The sequence below is a fragment of the Oceanobacillus aidingensis genome, from assembly GCF_042654105.1.
In the GTDB taxonomy this organism is placed as follows: Bacteria; Bacillota; Bacilli; order Bacillales; family Amphibacillaceae; genus Oceanobacillus; species Oceanobacillus oncorhynchi.
This window is the reverse complement of sequence record NZ_JBHSFT010000040.1, coordinates 1-17,818: the sequence shown is the minus strand read 5'-3', so window position 1 is coordinate 17,818 and position 17,818 is coordinate 1. Positions and strand designations below refer to the sequence as shown.

The following is a 17,818-nucleotide window of genomic DNA, read 5'->3' as shown; positions in this document are numbered from 1 at the left end:
TTTTATTAGGGTTATCTGCATATTAACAATTTTCTAAACATCATTAGTGACTTTCCCCTCTAAAGCATCTTCTGCCTGCAATTCCTTATCCCTTTCTTCCGGATTTCCATAACCGCCAGAACCTGGAGTTCGTACACTCAAAATATCTCCAGATTTTAAAGAGACATCAGAAACCTTGCCAGTTTCTAATTTCTTCTCGTTTTTAGTATCTGGGTTAATAACAAACTCTCCACATTGCCCTTCTCTGCCTCCAAATAGCCCCCAGGGAGGAATGGCTTGCCTATCACCATGAGTGGCAAATTCAACATCATTCAGTACTTTATAGTCCCTTCTAATTCCAAGACCCCCTCTAAATTTACCTGCGCCACCTGAATCGTTTCGTAATTCAAATTTATCAAGAAGTAAAGGATATTCCATTTCCATAGATTCTATAGGAAGATTAGATGAATTCGTAACATGCACGTGTACTCCATCTAAACCATCTTTATTATGCCTCGCTCCTAACCCTCCTCCTATTGACTCTGGATAAACAAAATATTTATCTCTTTCATTATCATATCCTGAAAATAAAACTGTTGTAACAGCACTATTACAACCAGCTACAACTTTCTCAGGCACCGCTTCGGAGAGAGCTCCAAAGATAACATCAACAATTCTTTGACAAGCATCTGTTCTTCCCCCAACAGGGGCAGGTGAAACAGCGTTAACGATTGTTCCTTCCGGAGCTGTAACTTTTATTGCTCCATAATATCCTGAATTTGAAGGAATAGTTGGATCAATCACTACTTTTAACGCATAGTAAATAGTAGCTAATAACGCTGTATATACAACATTAATTCCTCCTGTGACCTGTTTGCTTGTTCCTGTAAAATCCAAATGAATGAATTCATTATCGACAATAATTCTAACTTTAATAGGAATCTTAGTATTTAAATTTATCCCATCGTCATCTAAATAATCTATAAATTCATATGTTCCATTAGGTATTTTCTTAATACCTTCTTTTACCTTTCTTTCCGTGTATAATAATAATTCATCTAAACTACTTTGGTATTCATCCAACCCATATCTAGTTACAAGTTCATTAACTCTCTTACTCCCTAATTTGTTAGAAGCAATTTGAGCTTTTATATCTCCAAGTCTTTCTTTGGGGGTCCTGCAATTTAGTAAAATCATATCAATAATAGATTGGGATAACTCTCCTCTCTCAATTAACTTAACTGGCGGAATACGAATACCTTCTTGGAAAATGCTTGTACAATTACCAGAAGAGCTTCCAGCAACCATTCCTCCAACGTCAGAATGATGCGCTATATTAGCGACAAAGGCTATTATCTTACCATTACTAAATACAGGCTCTGCGATAGTTATATCCGGAAGATGAGTGCCCCCGCCATTATATGGATCGTTTGCAATAAACATATCTCCAGGATGAATATCCTCCAAATCAAATTTCTTTAGAATTTCTTTACAAATGCCCAGCATAGAGCCAAGATGAATAGGTATTGCTGCAGCCTGGGCAATAGTTTCACCTTTTTCATTAAAAATAGCTGTAGAGGAATCTTTCCTCTCTTTAATATTAGTAGAATACGATGTTTTTACTAATGTAACCCCCATTTCTTCTGCGACGGAAAGTAAAGCATTACTTAATACTTCAATCATAATCGGATCTATAGTTTTTTTACCCAATCTTCTAACCTCCTATATTTAGAATAATATTTCTATATTCATCCATTTTGGCAGTGACATTGGGTGGAACAACAATCGTTGAATCAAGCTGTTCAATAATACATGGCCCTTGTATTTCTTCACCAACACCAATTAAATTTCGGTCATATATATTTGTTTCTACATATCCATCGCACTCCTCAAAATAAACATTCCTTTTGTCTACTATGCCCTTTCCTGACTCTGAATCCGTTTTATATTTTTTCAAAGAGACTTTCTTTTTTTCAGCTGAAACGACCGTTCGAAAATTTACGATTTGAACTTCTTCCTTATAATTTGCATAACCATATCTTTTTTCATGGGTCTTATGAAAACGATCAATTATTTGATTAAGTTGAGCTTCGTTCTCGAGTTCACCTGTAAGTTGAACCGATAATTCATAATTCTGTCCTTTATAACGCATGTTTAATGAACGGTTAACAATTCTATGGCTTTCTTCAATGTTTTCTTTTTCAAACCATTTACCGGCTTTACTATCTAGTTTTTTTAATTCTATTTGAATATCATTTAAGTTGGTTGAATCAGCCATCATTATTTTTGTTTGTACATAATCCATTTTTAAATCTGCCACTAATAATCCGAGAGCGCATAAAATCCCGGGACTTTCTGGTATTAAAACTGTTTTCATACCGAGCTCTCTTGCAACATCAACCGCATGTAATGGCCCAGCCCCGCCATATGCCACCAACGTAAAGTCTCTAGGATTATGTCCACGTTCAACTGAAACAACACGAACAGCCCTCATGATATTTGAATTAATTACTTTAATTATTCCTTGAGCAACCTCATTATTTTCCATATTTAGCGGTTTGGCTAATTTATTATCTACAGCTTGATGAGCTCCTGCTGAGTCGACCTTCATTTTCCCGCCTAATATTTCTTTAGGATTTAATCTTCTCAATAGTATATTTGCGTCAGTTACTGTAGGCTCTTCACCACCCAATCCATAACTTACAGGACCTGGCTCAGCCCCGGCGCTGTGTGGACCAACTTTAAGTACTCCACCACTATCAATCCAAGCAATACTTCCGCCTCCTGCACCTACCGCATGAATATCTATCATAGGTAAGTTTACTGGAAAACCAGCCACTTTTTTGCCAGTAGCACTATTAGCCTTTAAATCTTGAATCAAACAAACATCGGTACTTGTCCCTCCCATATCTAATGTAATAATATTTTCAAAACCAGCTAACTCGGAGACATAAATAGCGCCAGAAACCCCAGCACTAGGACCTGATAAAGCAGTACGTACCGGATTTTTTTTCGTTGTGGAAGTAGACATCGTTCCACCACTTGATTGACTAATATAAGGATTTACATCTATCCCATTATTTTTTAAATTATTTTCAAATCTATTAATATAATCACTAACAACTGGACCTATATAACTGTTAAGAATGGTTGTGCTTAAACGTTCATACTCTCTATACTCGGGTAATACTTCGCTAGATATTGACACAAATACATTGGGGTACGTTTCATTGATAATATTTTTAATAACTTTTTCATGTTCAGGGTTTATATAAGAATGTAAAAAACAAACCGCGATAGACTCTATACCCTCTTCTATTAGCTCAGTCACAGGTTTTTTAGCTTCCTCGACATCAATTTTTTTATAAATACTTCCATCATGCAGTATTCTCTCATCCACTTCTTTCCGGAGCCTTCTTTTAATAAGCTGTTCTGGTTTATCTTCTGTCAAATCATATAAAGATGGTCGCGTTTGTCGAGCAATTTCTACGATGTCTCGAAAGCCTGATGTAGTTAATAAACCAGTTTTAGCACCTGTCCTTTGAATCGCAGCATTCGTCCCTACTGTTGTTCCATGAACAAGATAATTAATATCACTTTTTAATAAATTGTTTTCTTCCATAATTGTATTAATGCCATCTATAATAGCCGTAGAGGGGTCTTTATTTGTAGAAGATAGCTTATAGATTAATATTTTTCCAGACTGTTCATCAAAAATACAAACATCAGTAAAAGTTCCCCCTACATCTATTCCTATTCTATATCCCAAAATTCTTCCTCCTCTTTTATACTCATCAATTGTAAACGCTAACAATATATTTTTTTAAAAACAACCAGATTTACGTTAATTAATAATAAGTTTTTCTAGTAGGTTCCCTTTTTGGCTTCTATTTGTCTCTTTAGCTTAGTGATATATAAGAGTTGATTACATCTTAAATTCCTTAACCAACGCTGCCTATATAGATAAACACATTGCTGTTTGTACTCCCCAACTTCATTGAGTTAATATGTTACAGTCCATAATACAACAATATATATTGCTTAACAACACAAAATGTTGCTATTGTGTAAAATGATTCTTTATATCACTGTTCCTTCACCGTACTTTCTAGCCCCAAACTACTAACTTATTATCTTAAAAGATTATCTTGTAAAGTAAACGCGCGTATACTTAAATATTTTCATCTCTATAGCTTATACCATATCCATTCACGCCCTATATCAGTTATATAGTTAGACAATATCTCTCTTTGATTGAGAAGATACTTTTTCCTCATTAGATTGAGGAGATTGAGGTTTTTCAAATAATCCAAATAATTTACTCACAACAAGTAACAATACTAATATACCTAAAGCCGATACCCCTATTATTAATGAGCTGCTATTTAACATGAGCACTGGAATGATAGAAGTTATTAATCCCCCGCCTAAGATCGGACTATAAAATGGAGCTCTTAATGCAAAACCTTTAGCAGCATCCGTTTTCATTTCTGGGTCTACGGTTCTTAATAACATTAAACCAATAGCTGTCACTCCGGAATATGCTCCATAATGTACTATCGAATTTTCAAACCAATCTTTAGGAAAAAATCTTTTTCCAAGAAAATAAAAGTACCAAATCATAACAGCCACCGTTATAATTGTTATAATTGCTAACGGCACAGCAAACTCTAATACAATTGGAATTTGAATGGAAGCTACTGCTCCTAACACTAAAAAATCTAATGCGATACCCTGAATTCTATTCAGGGTATTAACGTCTATCATATCGACATACTTCGTTTTTGAAATAACTAAATTAACTATAAGTCCTCCAATCATTGCAAGAGGGAAAAGAGGTATACCAGGAATATATAAGGCAATTGTTTGTTGGATAAACCATCCAATAAGAATTGCAATTGAAATAAGACCTGCATGAAAAGCAAAACTCTCTACTAAATCCGGGTTTAAAGTATTTACAGAGTTTGACTTTTGAGCTTTTATTGGTATTACATCACTGTCGTTACTTCCACTCAATTCTTCCGATTTTTTTATAATCGAAGTGTATCCTTTTCTTACACCATGGTTTATCATTATTACTCCCGAAATTATACCTATTATGATTCCAAAAGTAGCCGCCGTAACGCCTAATGATGCTCCATCAGTCCATCCCAGATCATTATATACTTCAATCATACCGGCTGCTGTTCCATGACCGCCAGCCCATCCTACTTCAATTATCGAAGCAAACATTTCATTTAAATCAAATAATGGAATTAAAATTAATGAAGCTACTATCAATGGGATGGATATTTGTAATAAACTACCCGTATAGCTATATATTAAATGTCTTGCAACCAATTTCCCTGTACCATCTTGTTTCTCTTTTTTCATTCCAATAAGCATTGGAGCAAAAACAACTGATATCAATATTCCTGCTAATGCTCCCCATGTGCTAACCATTTCTTCCGAAAACAATTTAGCACCGTAAGGACCTAAAAACAAACCCAAAATCCCTGCTATTAATGATGCTGGAATAAAATACTTTTTAAATATTTTTATCTTTAATCTTACGAATATAGCTAATACTAATAGCAGCCCCATAACTGTAAAATAAAATAATAAGCTATTAAGATTTTCTGACGTTATAGCTTCTGTTGGTATCATCCTTTTCCCTCCCTCTCACAACTAATGTAAACCCTTACAAATTCACACCAAAGTAGGGTTTCCCCACATATCAAAATTAGTACCTATATTTTCTTGTATTGCTTTCTCATAAATCACAGATGCTAACGCTACATCCTGAATACCCATTCCAACACTATTAAAATAAATAAATTCCTCATCACTTGTCCTTGATGATTTTACGGCATTAACCACCTCACCCAGTTGAGCATGTATTTTATTTTCTTCAAACTTTCCTTCTGCATACATAATAGAAATAGATTCTACTCCTCGATGCTTAAGTTCTTCCCAATCATCTACAACAATCTTATCTGCTTTATCTATAACTTCAAATTCACATTCATGACTTCCTACATGTAAATATAATGCTCCTTTTTCAATCCATTCATATTTCACTATCGGAACCTTTGAAACAGTAGCTGTTATAAATACATCTGATCCTCTAACAGCTTCTTCAGCTGTATTAACTACAGTTATTGGTAAATTAGTTTTTTCACTCATTTCCTCTGCAAATTGCTTTGCACGTTCAATATTTAAGTCATTTATTTTTACTTCAGATAAATCTTCTAAAACATGTTTCATTGCTAAAAGCTGTGTTTTATTTTGCGCCCCAGCTCCAATTAAACCTAATACTTTAGAATTTTTCTTTGCTAAATGTTTAGCGGCTACCCCTGAATTTGCTCCAGTCCTCATTGCACTTAGCAACATTCCATCCATAATTGCCTTAGGAAATAATGTCTCATAATCATTTAATATTATAATCCCAGATGCTCTTGGCAACCCATATTTATCAGGATTTGTTGGCGAACTGGAAATCCATTTTATACCTACTGAATTAAAATCTCCTTCGATTGCTGCTGGCATTGAATTTATTCTGCCTCTTGTAGTCTCCGTTTCTATATCCCCCCAACGCAATACATTTTTATTTGGTAGTACATACTCTCCTTTTTGATGCAATGAAAAAACTTCTTCCATCGTTTTAATAGCAAGAGATATGTCCTCACCACCACTTCTTTTAACTTCTTCTTGGTTTAAAATTAATAAATTTGTTTTCAAAATACTTTCCTCCTTTTCAGAATTAATATATAATTTAAATTATCACAATTATTCTTGCTAAGCAACAATAATTTTTGCAAAGGAGGAAAAGAAGAATGGGAGTTCTCATTATAGGGGCTGGAAATGGCGGTCTTGCTTTTGGTGCAAAATTAATTGAAAGGGGTATAAAAGTTAATTTATATGATAAATTTGATAGCGCTATCAATCCTATTCAAGAAAACAATAACGAGATAACAATGATTTCAAATGGGAGAACAAAAAAACTTAGGTTTAATTTCGTATCAAATAACCTAAAAGAAACTCTTATTGACATGAATTTTATATTTGTTGTAGTTCCTGCTTTTGCCCATCATTCAATTGCAATAGAGTTATCAGAAACTATTATAGAGAATCAAATTGTTGTATTGCATCCCGGCAGGACTGGAGGCGCATTAGAATTTAAAAATATTTTTACTTCAAAAAGAAAAGAAAATATAATCGCTGAGGCAGAAACAATGCTATTTGCTGCTAGAAAAGATAATCCAACAGAAATAAAAATTCATGGAGTAAAGAAAAGTGTAGGCCTTGCCTCAATCCCTACATCCATGTCCCAGAAAATAACGGATCAGGTAAATAATTATCTTCCTTATTTCCATAATAGCGAAAGCGTTATAACAACTAGTCTGAGCAATATAGGAGCTATTTTTCATCCTGTGCCATTTTTATTTAATTTTACAAGAATAGAATGTAAAGAGAATTTTAAGTATTACCATGAAGGTATCACGCCATCAATTTCCAAATTATTGGAATCACTTGATAAAGAGAGATTGACTATAGCACAAGGATTTGGCTTGGATATCCAATCTGCAAAAGAATGGGTTAACTTTAATTACGAAGTTAACGGAAAAACATTGTATGAGGCAATTCAATTGAATAACAGTTATAAAGATATTTCTGCTCCAACTGATATTCATTCAAGGTATGTTATGGAGGATATACCAATGAGCTTGGTACCTATGAGGGAGCTTGCAAAGTTAGCTAACATAAAAACCCCTTTAATCGATTCTATTGTCAATACAGCATCAAAGTTATATAATTATGACTTTATTTGTAATGGAAGGCGAATAGAACATATGAAATTAAATTCTTTACACACCACACCTACTAAATAAAGCATTTATTAATCTTAACTATCGAATAATTTTAATTTATTAATCAATACTTATTCAAATTATGATATGGTTAAATAGAAAAGAAATTCAAAATCATAAACTAACTGGAGAGAGAAATATGTCATTGTTTGAGAAAATACAAAATTCCTTAGATACTTTAAGTGGCGCGAAAAAAAGAGTAGCATATTATATCCTGGATAACTGGCTAGAGGCAGCTTTTTTGCCTGCTTCAAAAGTTGCTAGAAGTGCTGACGTTAGTGAATCAGTTGTTGTTCGATTTTCTCAGGATTTGGGCTATTCGGGCTTCCCCCAATTTCAGAAAGAATTACAGGTAATCCTTAAATCTAGACTCGCAAATCCAAAAGATGAAATTATTAATAATGACAAAGAAGATTTTAAAAATCATAATAAAGATCTTTTAAAGATATATAATAAATCAATTAAAAATATCGACGAAGTATTTAATAAAAATTCATTGGATACATTTGTTAATTTCATGAATAAAATAGTAGACGCAAAAAAGATTTTGATACTAGCAAGACAAAATTCTTACGGTCCAGCTTCTATGTTAAATGTTCATTTAAATGAAGTATTTTCTAAGTCCAACCTTATAGACGGAGAATCTGTAGAAGCGTTAGATTATATACGAGGTTTAACAAAAGATGATTTAGTAATCTTTATTTCTATTCCTTCATATTCTAAAAGAATGCGATTATACAGTGACTTTCTAAAAGAAAAAGCAATTCCTCAAGTTGCAATCACAAATTCACGTTCCCATAATATTGGACAAAATGCTGACCTATTATTATTAACTAGTATCCATTCCTATTCTTATTCTAATTCACATCTGGGGACAGTTTTTATCATTGATATACTTATTTATTTAATTACTGAACATAATAAAAGTGAATTATTGAAGTATATTGAGGACACTAAATTATTTAATGAGCGATTTGGCATAACAGAATAAACAAAATACTTTTCTTAGCGTTGATATCTCTTCAACGCTTTTTAACAAACGGACGCCTTTTCATAAGTAATAATCTCGCAGGTCGTTTCATTCGGGCCGTCACCTTCGGACGCAAAAACTGGTATTTTTCTACCAGGATGGCTGGAGCTCCAGCGAACACCATTGGGTATTGTATCATCCAAACAGCTAAAGAAAATGGAATTAATCCATTTGAATACTTAACCGTTTTATTTACAGAACTTCCTCAGCTTGATATTTTTCATTCGGAACAATGGGAAAACTATTTTCCGTGGAGTGCTTATATCCAAGCCAAAGTGAAGCCACTTTTCAAACATATAAAACGAGCATAACAGCCTTAAAAGGAGCTTCTTTACGAAAAGTTTACTCCTTTTAGGGCTATTTATCATTGCATCATATTATTTCCCGCTTACCGCAATCATCTGAAATTCCACTGACAAGTCATCTTCTTTCATTCCAGATGGCATTGTCAATGCAGGATACCCCGTAAAATTAAAGGGGATGTATACCAAATTACATAAATTCCAATATTTTCATTTAACTTCCTTTTAAACATAAGTTTTTCATCAATATACGGAGGCAAAATTGGCATTGTTAGGGTTATCATGATATCAATAAGTAACAAGAGCTGTAACAGAATAGCATCTTATTAGCTTATATAAAAAAGCGAATAATAATACCTTCTTCGTTTATCATTCGCCTTTTATATTCTGTTTTCTTTTTAACCTACAATATGTTTTTGTTTCAAAAATGCCTTCCCATGACGAAGATGTTCTAAAGGTGTTCCTGGTGCATATTCTAAAATCAATTCACAGTCTGGATGAATATCATTTAAAGCATCTAAAATGTCATCCCAATTGATTTTTCCCTTTCCAATTGGGAGATGTTCATCTGCTTCTCCAAAATTATCGTGAATATGAAGCCCTAATAATCTACCTTTTACAGTATGGATAACTTTAGGTATATTCCAATTATCCAACTGGGCATGTCCAATATCAATTAAATAGCCCGCTGTATCATCTATCTCGTCTAGAAAATGACCAAATTCCTCTTCGCTAAAAAGAGCGCTCCCTTGATAACCGACATTTTCAACAGCAAGATGCACATCCAAAGGTTTGGCAATATCACATAATTGTTTGATATATGCAGCAGATCGCTGTTGTGCCTGCTTTTTATCAAAAACTGGAGAAAAGCAAAACCCTGGATGAATCACTACATGTTTCGCACCAATCATTCCGGCAAATTCAATTGCTTTTTTATATTCATCAAATGCCGTCTTTCTAACAGCTTTATTTTCACTTGTTAAATTAATATCCCACGCTGGAGGATGAACACTAAAATCGACAGGAAGTTTTCTTAATTCTTCTGCCAGTACTTCAAAAATATCTTCCATATCATTCCAAGCATGTCCATCCATCATCAATTCAATCTTATCCGCCCCACAATCAATCAATTCATGAGCGTTTGTTAGAATATCCTCATTCAATAAAATTAAATCGGAGTATGTGATTTGATTATTCATTATACATTCACCTTTCTCTCATTAGAATATGTGTTATCATCTTCCATTTCTAACCCTTGGGGATAACCAATATTTCTTTTCGTGTCTTTATCAAAGAAATGAATTTTCTCCATAACAGGACAAACATATACATTCTGGCCTTGTGTCCAATTCTTACTCTCACTCATTGCGATAATTTCCTGTCCTTCCACATTTATATATACACCATAGTTATTCCCCTGATTTTCAATATATTTCACTTGGCCCCGAACTCCTTTTTGAGAAAATACAGGTGATAATTCAATATGTTCTGGTCGAATACCGAATAGTAGCTGATTCGTTCCTGTCTGGTTCACATACTGTTTCCACATCTCATTTAGTAAGAAAGATTGACTCCCTATATTGACTGCGCCATGGTCATATTCTATATTCAAAATATTTGCTGGTGGAGAACCAATAAATTTAGCAGTAAATACATTAGCAGGCCGATGATATACATTATCAGGTGTATCGATCATTTGTAATTCCCCGTTGTACATCAGCACAATCCGATCAGCAAATGTGGTTGCTTCTATCTGATCATGTGTTACATAAACAATGGTCTGGCCAAACATTTCATGAATTTTCATCAGCTCCTTACGTGCAGAAACCCGAAGCTGCGCATCTAAATTAGATAATGGTTCATCCAGAAGGAAAAAATCACTTCTATTCACCGTTGCACGAGCCAGCGCTACCCGTTGTCGTTGCCCACCTGAAAGCTGTTTTGGCAAACGATTTTCATACCCTTTCAGTTGGAGCATTTCCAGTACAAAATCAAGCCGCCGTTTTATTTCTTTCTTTTCAACCTTTTTGACTTTCAAGGCATACATAATATTCTGTTTCACGGTCATATGCGGATATAAAGCGTAATTTTGGAATACCATTGAAACATTTCGTTTTCCACTTGGCGTATCGTTTACCCTTTGTCCATTCATATATAAATTTCCTGACGTTATTTCTTCCAGCCCAGCAATCATTCTTAATATAGTTGACTTCCCGCATCCAGAAGGACCGAGCAAGATTAATCGTTCTCCTTCTCTCACCGTAAAATTCAAATCCTTTACTACTTCTGTGTCACCATATACCTTCCTTACATTCTCAAATTTTATTTCCTTCACTACATTCCCCTCCATTACTTAATACCAGATGACGTAAACGTTCCAATAATATACTTTTGGAATGACAAATATAAAATAAGTGGAATAATCATTGTAATCACGGATACGGCCATTGCAACGGTGAAATTAGTTCCACCTTCAGAGCTAATGAACATTTGCAACGCTAAAGGCAACGTAAAATTTTCTGTTGTCTTTAAAATAAGCACAGGCCATACAAACTCATTCCATGTACTAATAAAGAACCAAATACCTACCGAAGTGACAGCTGGACGCACGAGCGGCAATACAATATCTTTCATAATTCTTCCATGGCTCATATTATCCAGCCTCGATACTTCAATCAGAGAAAGGGGAATATTTTTCATCGATTGGCGAATCAGGAAAATCCCCACGGCATCTGCCAACTGTGGAAGAATAACCCCCCAAACATTATCAAGCATTCCTAAATTTGAAATGATTAGATAGTTTGGTATCATCGTTACGGTAAAAGGTATAAAAATGGTACCAATTAATAGAAAATACAGGATCTCTTTTCCTTTAAACGAAAAATAAACAAAAGCATACGCTGCTAAAAAGGCGGTAACTAATTTAAAAATGGTAGCAACTGTAGCAACTACAAATGTATTCCATGTAATTTGAAAAATCGGCAACGTATCAAATAACGTTATATAATTTTCCAAAGTGGCATGGATTGGAATGATATTTAGAACGTTATTATACGCATCCTGTAATGGTTTAAAAGACATCCCAACCGCATAGATAACTGGTAAAATCATAATCAGGATCGTTATTATGAAAATAATATGCCAAACATTTTCTACACGCCGATTAATTTTCATAATAAATCCCCCGCTCTACATATCTAAATTCAAGAAACAGCAGTAATAAAAATAACGCCATGGTAATAATAGATATAGCTGCTGAATGCCCTGTACGATAAACAACAAAAGCTTCATGGTAAGCATGATAAATCAAATTAGAACTCGCGTAATCCGGACCGCCTTGTGAAATAACTTTTACGGGGGTAAACACATATTGCAAGCTCTGAACAATGGTGATAATAAATACATATATCCCTGTTGCACTACTCATCGGCAAAATAATTTGGAAGAATATACGTACGAGCGAAACGTTATCCATCCTTGCTGCTTCAATGATTTCTCTGGATATCCCATTAATGGATGCATATAAAAGGATGAAATTGTATCCAAAAACCTTCCAGGATGTAATCAAACTCAACACAACAATGATCCAGCCTTCTGCCTTTGTCCAATTAGGAATTTCCAAACCAAACCAGTTAAATAAAATAGCTACAGGACCTGAAACCGGATTTAATATCCAAGTGAATAAAATAGAGCCTACTACAAGCGAAATAAATGCTGGTAAAAACAAGGCACCTTTATAAAAGTTTTTATATTTACGCAGTACAAGATCAATCACAAATGCAAAAATATATGGAATGACGCAATTAACGATTAACAGTAATACAATGTAGAGGAACGTATTTCCTAAGATACGATAGGTCCTTGGATCGCTAAGAACTTCCGTATAGTTTTTTAACCCAACAAACTCTTTAGTGGGACTAATCATATTCCATTCAAAAAAACTTAAATATATGGTGTAGATAAATGGCCAAAAAGTAAAAACAGCAAAAATAATAATAGAAGGGATGAGCAATAAGTAACCAAACGCATTCTCTCTGTTAATATGCAGTTTTCCCTTTGCCACAGTTAACGAACTCATTTTATTGTTCCTCCACTTACTTCAGTTTTTAAAGAAATCGGAAGAAGGTTGCCCCTCTTCCGAAGCCCTTTTACATAGTTATGGCAGTAAAGCATTGATTTCATCTTGTGTTGTTTTCAATCCTTCTTCTGGAGAAATGCTCCCTTCTAATAGCTGTTCCCGCAAGTCAAGCAGCATTTGCTCTGCTTGTAATCCAGCATTACCAGGGAAAGAAGCCCAAGGAACCACCCCATCCATCTGATTGATTGCAGGAGTCATCATTTCATTTTCTTCTAAATAAGTTTTTAACCCATTTTCTGCTTCCGCTACATCATGGCGTGGCGGTACATAGCCTGTCCCTTTCGTCCATTCAGCCATTGCTTCTACGCTATATAGATAACTCATAAACTCCCACGCAGCTTTTTGTTCCTCTTCCTCTTGAGCAGTAATAGCCAGCATCGCTCCTCCAGCAGGAAGCCTTACTTCCTTTCCTTCCCATGCAGGTGATTCTACTGCTGCGACATCAAACTGTGCATTATCCTGAATATTGGAGCGCTGCGCAATCGTTGTATAAGTCATTGCTACACTCCCATCAATAAAGCTCTGCACACCCTGATCCCAGCCTATATGCAATGCCGTCTCATCTTCTACAATCATATCTGTAAGGAACTGATATGCTTCGATTCCTTCTTCGGATGCAAATGCTGCTTGGCCATCCTCAATAAACGATGCCCCATTACTTTCAAGTAAGGCTTGTGTTGCCCAGTTATCAGCAGGTTCTTGAAAATAAAGTCCGTAATTTCCTGTTTCCTCCTTAATCACTTTAGAAAATTCCTTTACCTCTTCCCATGTCTGTGGACCATCTTCATCCAGTCCTGCTTCTCTTAGCATATCTTTATTAATATACAAAACGGGTGTACTGAGAGAATAAGGAATACCAACCTGTTCTCCATCTGAATTCTTCGCAAGATCCATTACATTTGGCAGGAAATGATCTTCCAAAAATGTTGCGTCATCTGGAAAATGTTCCTCAATTACATGTTGCGGAGGTGTATACTCGAAATTTTCAGAGAAATAATCCATAAAAGCCCACCCGATTTGTACAACAGCTGGAGAATTACCTGCAGCAGCTTCAGCTTGCATATTCTGCATCAAGCCTTTATACATATCCGGATTATATTTAGCGACAACCTCTACAGTATCACTTTGGGCATTAAATTCTTCCACAAGCTCTGCGACAGTTTGTCCTCCTTGTGTTTCCGCGTTAACATGCCAATACTCAATAACTGTTTTTCCATCTTCGTTACTTTCATTTCCTGCAGCTTCACTATTACATGCAGTAAGGAAAGATATAAGAATGATAAATAAAGCTATCTGCAACCACCGTTTCATTTACTTTCCTCCGTTCATTTTGTTTTGTATTCCTTCCAAAAGAGATAAGTTCTTATTTGACTTAAAGCACCATATTTTTAACAAAGATTAACAAGAAATCCCCTCCATTTGCCCACCAATTAATTAACACTTAGCCATTAAAAACGAATCAAAATGTATTATGTATACTATTAATAACTCTATCTATATGTTTTTAGACTACACAACTGGCTGCACAGATTGTTTATTTCATTTTCACTACTGATTGTAACGTTCAATTATTAATAAGGAATAAAGGTATTGTAAACAATTATTAATCTTCTTTTAAATTAATTTAAAAGTAAGCGTTAAATCCCTCCCACCTATAAGTTATAAATCACGCATGAGATAATCTTCATAGAAAATAATTCAGAGGTTATACGATGACAAAGAAAAAAGAATAAAATGGAAAACAAGATAAGAAGCATAGAAAGCTAGTGAAATGCAAGTTGCCGCATGGTGTCGAGAACAAGGTATTAAAGCAAGTCAAATGTATTATTGGATTCGAAAGTATGAAAAAGATGTTGCGCCTACACATGATGAAAGAATAATGGACACCAGTCCATATGGAGGAATGATTCCGTTTATCCTCTCCAGTCAGCGCCTGTATTCATCTATTTTGACACTCTTTCTGTCGAAGTACGCCCTGGTACGGATATGGCTTTGCGACAAACAGCACGTGTACTGCCTAAAAATGCCCTAAGTCAGGCTATTAAATATTGTCGTAACCAATGGGATCATTTAGAAGCATTTATGAAGGATGGTCGTCTCGAAATAGATAACAACCGGGGAGAGCGATTGATCAAACCATTCGTGATCGGTCGCAAAAAAACTGGTTATTTAGCAATACCGCTAAAGCAGCTAAAGCTAGTGCCATTATCTATAGTGTTGTAGAGACAGCCGAGGAAAACGGATGGATTGGGAATGCGACATTCCTCAGGAAGTGTCGGTGACCAAGGTAAGAGGTGAGCTAACTTTTTCTTTATCAGACGTATCCATTTTGGGGAGTTCGGTGTCAAATGATGACAGATATTATGAACCATCCAATTCGAGTTCTATTAAATAGTGCGTATTTACCATCTATCGGGGTTGCTTCTACAGCTTTCATCGAACTAGGATGGTAATTATATGCAGTGAAACTGGTAGTGGAACATCGAAGGTAAGCAGCCGAAGTCGCAAGAGAATTGGCTTTAGTTCCATAGACGCTGTAAAAATGGGTAACGAAGTATAAAGAGTACAAGAGAACAGCTTTGTAGGAATCGCAGTCCTGATAATCAAGCTGGATAAAAAAAGATAAACGAATTCGTGATTTGGAAAAGATGGTAGCTATTCTAAAAAAAGGCTATGGTCCATCTTCGCCAATAAGCCGGAATAATCTATGTATTTATCCAACGACACCGTCACGAATTTCGTGTAAAGAAGATGTGTCAGGTGTTTCCAAGAGCGGCTATTATGAGTGGATTGATCGCCTTGTCAGCGATCAATCCAAATGCAAACAAAAACTGATAGCTCAAATCAAACGTATATTTATCGCATCCAAAAAAAAGATATGGAAGTTTTAAAATCACGTAGGTTTTACGTAGTGCATGAACAGATAATTTAAACATTTATTGGAGAGTCTCCCTACTAAAATAATATTAATTTGACACTAAAGGAAAGGCTGCCCGATAACAGTTGGTTTTATTTTTATCCTCGCCCTAATTTCTTAAATTAAAATGTTCTTATCAATCAATTCATCCGCCATTATTTTGAGTTTAGTAATAAATTCATCACAATTTTCCGATTTTCTTAGTTGTTCAACATTGTATGATTCGGATACAATTTCAATAAAGAGCTCAAAAAATTTATTAAACTTTTTTGATTCCTTTTTATTAATGGCAACCAGTGCAACTACTTTAATTTCTTGATCAGACCATACTATTGGTTCCTGTAATGTTAAGATGGATATCCCGCTCTTTAGTGCATCCAGCTCAACGGAATGAGGCACAGCAATTCCCGATGGAAAACTTGTTGGAGACATTTTCTCTCTCCGCTGCACACTATAAAAAAAGTTTTCATCAACATACCCTTCTGCTATCATCATTTGATTCATATGTTTTATAATATCTGAAACCATCAACCCTGAAGGATCAATTTGATTAAAGTAAAGGCTTTCACTAAAGAATCTTTTTATAAGCTTATCTATTAAATCTTTCTGATGTTGTTTTTTCTTTACATCAATTCGTTTTTCAATTTTAATTAAATCTCTATCTGTAAGAAATGGCTTAATAAACACAGAACCTTCATAAGTAGTCGCCACTTTCCTGTCCGTCGTTACTAATAAATCATAATGAAAGAATTGATTATCATTATAATCAGAGACTGATTGAATTTGCACAGAAGACCCTAAACGATTTTTTATTTTTTTTGTTATTTGGTCTCTTATACCATGGTAATCATTAGCAATCAATAATACTCTAATATAATTCTTATCAATAGCTTTTTCTTTTTCAAGGAGAGAACCTATATGAAGCGCAATGAACGAAATCTCATCTTCATTAAATGTAATATCAATTTTTTCCTGAATTAATGAAGCAATATAGACTGATATATCATAAATAATTGGGTAGCTGATTTTAATATCAAGCAAGTTGCTATTTCTATTAAATTTTTGAAACTGTGATCTATAGAATAATCCTTGTAAATGTATGGCTAACTTATTGATAAAATCATTATCCTCAAAGTCAATTAAATATATATCTTCCGCTCTGCGCAGTACATCTTTTAGTACAGATAATATGGTACTATCAACATAAGTTTCTACCTGTTGTTCATTATTGTTTTCAATTAATGACTTATCATATAATCCAACAAATTGTAAAGCTAATTTATATATCTCTGATTCTGGAAAATGAATATCATACTTTCTAGCTAAAACTTTCGTTATTTCGTTTGTCAATGTGAGTTCTTGTTTATCCAGATTATCTTTTAAGATGTCTTGATCATTTTCTGTTAAAATGTATCCTTGCCGAATTCTCTCCATGCTGATTGCAAAATGTAAGACAATATTATTAAGTGAGTACTGATTAATAAATATATTAAGGTTTAAAGTGGACCCCATTGTCAAGACACCAATTTTATAAAAATTAGGTGGGTCCATTATTTTATCCTTATCCCATCTTACTGACCAGGCTCTGGCTCAGGAAAGATA

Annotated in this window: 14 protein-coding genes and 2 pseudogenes; 6 read left to right on the top strand and 10 right to left on the bottom strand. The window is 34.6% G+C overall.

Annotated elements, in window-relative coordinates; genetic code table 11:
• Positions 1–33: 33 nt before the first annotated feature.
• The 4 genes from ACFO3P_RS15130 to ACFO3P_RS15115 all read right to left on the bottom strand — a co-directional run bounded on the left by ACFO3P_RS15130 (position 34) and on the right by ACFO3P_RS15115 (position 6,699).
• Positions 34–1,689 (bottom strand): hydantoinase B/oxoprolinase family protein, encoded by a 1,656-nt coding sequence (locus ACFO3P_RS15130; RefSeq protein WP_289585026.1) that lies wholly within the window; start codon positions 1,687–1,689, stop codon positions 34–36.
• Between the two features lie 4 nt (positions 1,690–1,693).
• Positions 1,694–3,748 (bottom strand): hydantoinase/oxoprolinase family protein, encoded by a 2,055-nt coding sequence (locus tag ACFO3P_RS15125; protein WP_256705142.1) that lies wholly within the window; start codon positions 3,746–3,748, stop codon positions 1,694–1,696.
• Between the two features lie 464 nt (positions 3,749–4,212).
• The gene (locus ACFO3P_RS15120; protein WP_256705143.1) at positions 4,213–5,625 is read right to left on the bottom strand and encodes a sodium/glutamate symporter; all 1,413 of its coding nucleotides are present in this window, start codon (positions 5,623–5,625) and stop codon (positions 4,213–4,215) included.
• Between the two features lie 42 nt (positions 5,626–5,667).
• Complete coding sequence (locus tag ACFO3P_RS15115) at positions 5,668–6,699, bottom strand: ornithine cyclodeaminase family protein (protein WP_256705144.1); 1,032 nt, start codon at positions 6,697–6,699, stop codon at positions 5,668–5,670.
• 95 nt (positions 6,700–6,794) lie between these two features.
• On the opposite strand from ACFO3P_RS15115, the gene ACFO3P_RS15110 reads away from it, so the two are divergent.
• The 3 genes from ACFO3P_RS15110 (at position 6,795) to ACFO3P_RS15100 (ending at position 9,170) form a co-directional block, all read left to right on the top strand.
• On the top strand, positions 6,795–7,850 hold the full coding sequence (locus tag ACFO3P_RS15110) for an NAD/NADP octopine/nopaline dehydrogenase family protein (RefSeq protein WP_379542506.1): 1,056 nt from the start codon (positions 6,795–6,797) through the stop codon (positions 7,848–7,850).
• Between the two features lie 118 nt (positions 7,851–7,968).
• A complete protein-coding gene (locus tag ACFO3P_RS15105; protein WP_379542505.1) occupies positions 7,969–8,820 on the top strand; it encodes a MurR/RpiR family transcriptional regulator in 852 nt (283 codons plus the stop codon).
• Positions 8,821–8,840: 20 nt separating this feature from the next.
• Positions 8,841–9,170, top strand: a complete 330-nt coding sequence (locus tag ACFO3P_RS15100) for a transposase domain-containing protein (RefSeq protein ID WP_354005222.1) — start codon at positions 8,841–8,843, stop codon at positions 9,168–9,170.
• Between the two features lie 389 nt (positions 9,171–9,559).
• Here the strand turns inward: ACFO3P_RS15100 and ACFO3P_RS15095 are convergent, their stop codons facing one another.
• From ACFO3P_RS15095 to ACFO3P_RS15075, 5 genes are all read right to left on the bottom strand, one after another.
• On the bottom strand, positions 9,560–10,360 hold the full coding sequence (locus ACFO3P_RS15095; RefSeq protein ID WP_289585025.1) for a sugar phosphate isomerase/epimerase family protein: 801 nt from the start codon (positions 10,358–10,360) through the stop codon (positions 9,560–9,562).
• Positions 10,360–11,496: an ABC transporter ATP-binding protein gene (locus ACFO3P_RS15090; protein ID WP_256705148.1), complete on the bottom strand. Its 1,137-nt coding sequence runs from the start codon at positions 11,494–11,496 to the stop codon at positions 10,360–10,362. The genes ACFO3P_RS15095 and ACFO3P_RS15090 overlap by 1 nt, the downstream gene beginning before the upstream one ends.
• A gap of 14 nt (positions 11,497–11,510) precedes the next feature.
• Positions 11,511–12,335: a carbohydrate ABC transporter permease gene (locus ACFO3P_RS15085; protein WP_256705149.1), complete on the bottom strand. Its 825-nt coding sequence runs from the start codon at positions 12,333–12,335 to the stop codon at positions 11,511–11,513.
• Complete coding sequence (locus ACFO3P_RS15080; protein ID WP_289585023.1) at positions 12,325–13,239, bottom strand: carbohydrate ABC transporter permease; 915 nt, start codon at positions 13,237–13,239, stop codon at positions 12,325–12,327. Before ACFO3P_RS15080 ends, ACFO3P_RS15085 begins: the two co-directional genes overlap by 11 nt.
• A 78-nt stretch (positions 13,240–13,317) precedes the next feature.
• The gene (locus ACFO3P_RS15075; RefSeq protein WP_332094456.1) at positions 13,318–14,610 is read right to left on the bottom strand and encodes an ABC transporter substrate-binding protein; all 1,293 of its coding nucleotides are present in this window, start codon (positions 14,608–14,610) and stop codon (positions 13,318–13,320) included.
• A 460-nt stretch (positions 14,611–15,070) separates the two neighbouring features.
• On the opposite strand from ACFO3P_RS15075, the gene tnpA reads away from it, so the two are divergent.
• The 3 genes and pseudogenes from tnpA to ACFO3P_RS22850 form a co-directional block, all read left to right on the top strand.
• The gene (gene tnpA, locus ACFO3P_RS22855) at positions 15,071–15,331 is read left to right on the top strand and encodes an IS66 family insertion sequence element accessory protein TnpA (protein WP_417629147.1); all 261 of its coding nucleotides are present in this window, start codon (positions 15,071–15,073) and stop codon (positions 15,329–15,331) included.
• A pseudogene (locus ACFO3P_RS15070) lies at positions 15,307–15,542 on the top strand (IS66 family transposase); the annotation flags it as partial. The gene tnpA and the pseudogene ACFO3P_RS15070, both read left to right, overlap by 25 nt.
• 219 nt (positions 15,543–15,761) lie before the next feature.
• Positions 15,762–16,197, top strand: a pseudogene (locus tag ACFO3P_RS22850) (transposase); the annotation flags it as partial.
• A 136-nt stretch (positions 16,198–16,333) separates the two neighbouring features.
• On the opposite strand, the gene ACFO3P_RS15060 reads toward ACFO3P_RS22850, so the two are convergent.
• Positions 16,334–17,767: a BglG family transcription antiterminator gene (locus ACFO3P_RS15060; protein WP_379542504.1), complete on the bottom strand. Its 1,434-nt coding sequence runs from the start codon at positions 17,765–17,767 to the stop codon at positions 16,334–16,336.
• Between the last annotated feature and the right edge of the window lie 51 nt (positions 17,768–17,818).

What these genes read in the sequence shown, in the direction of transcription:
- ACFO3P_RS15120 (WP_256705143.1), bottom strand. Translation starts at nt 5,625, where the DNA reads ATGATACCAACAGAAGCTATAACGTCAGAAAATCTTAATAGCTTATTA.
- ACFO3P_RS15110 (WP_379542506.1), top strand. Translation starts at nt 6,795, where the DNA reads ATGGGAGTTCTCATTATAGGGGCTGGAAATGGCGGTCTTGCTTTTGGT.
- ACFO3P_RS15105 (WP_379542505.1), top strand. Translation starts at nt 7,969, where the DNA reads ATGTCATTGTTTGAGAAAATACAAAATTCCTTAGATACTTTAAGTGGC.
- ACFO3P_RS15095 (WP_289585025.1), bottom strand. Translation starts at nt 10,360, where the DNA reads ATGAATAATCAAATCACATACTCCGATTTAATTTTATTGAATGAGGAT.
- ACFO3P_RS15085 (WP_256705149.1), bottom strand. Translation starts at nt 12,335, where the DNA reads ATGAAAATTAATCGGCGTGTAGAAAATGTTTGGCATATTATTTTCATA.
- ACFO3P_RS15080 (WP_289585023.1), bottom strand. Translation starts at nt 13,239, where the DNA reads ATGAGTTCGTTAACTGTGGCAAAGGGAAAACTGCATATTAACAGAGAG.
- ACFO3P_RS15075 (WP_332094456.1), bottom strand. Translation starts at nt 14,610, where the DNA reads ATGAAACGGTGGTTGCAGATAGCTTTATTTATCATTCTTATATCTTTC.
- tnpA (WP_417629147.1), top strand. Translation starts at nt 15,071, where the DNA reads ATGCAAGTTGCCGCATGGTGTCGAGAACAAGGTATTAAAGCAAGTCAA.
- ACFO3P_RS15060 (WP_379542504.1), bottom strand. Translation starts at nt 17,767, where the DNA reads ATGGACCCACCTAATTTTTATAAAATTGGTGTCTTGACAATGGGGTCC.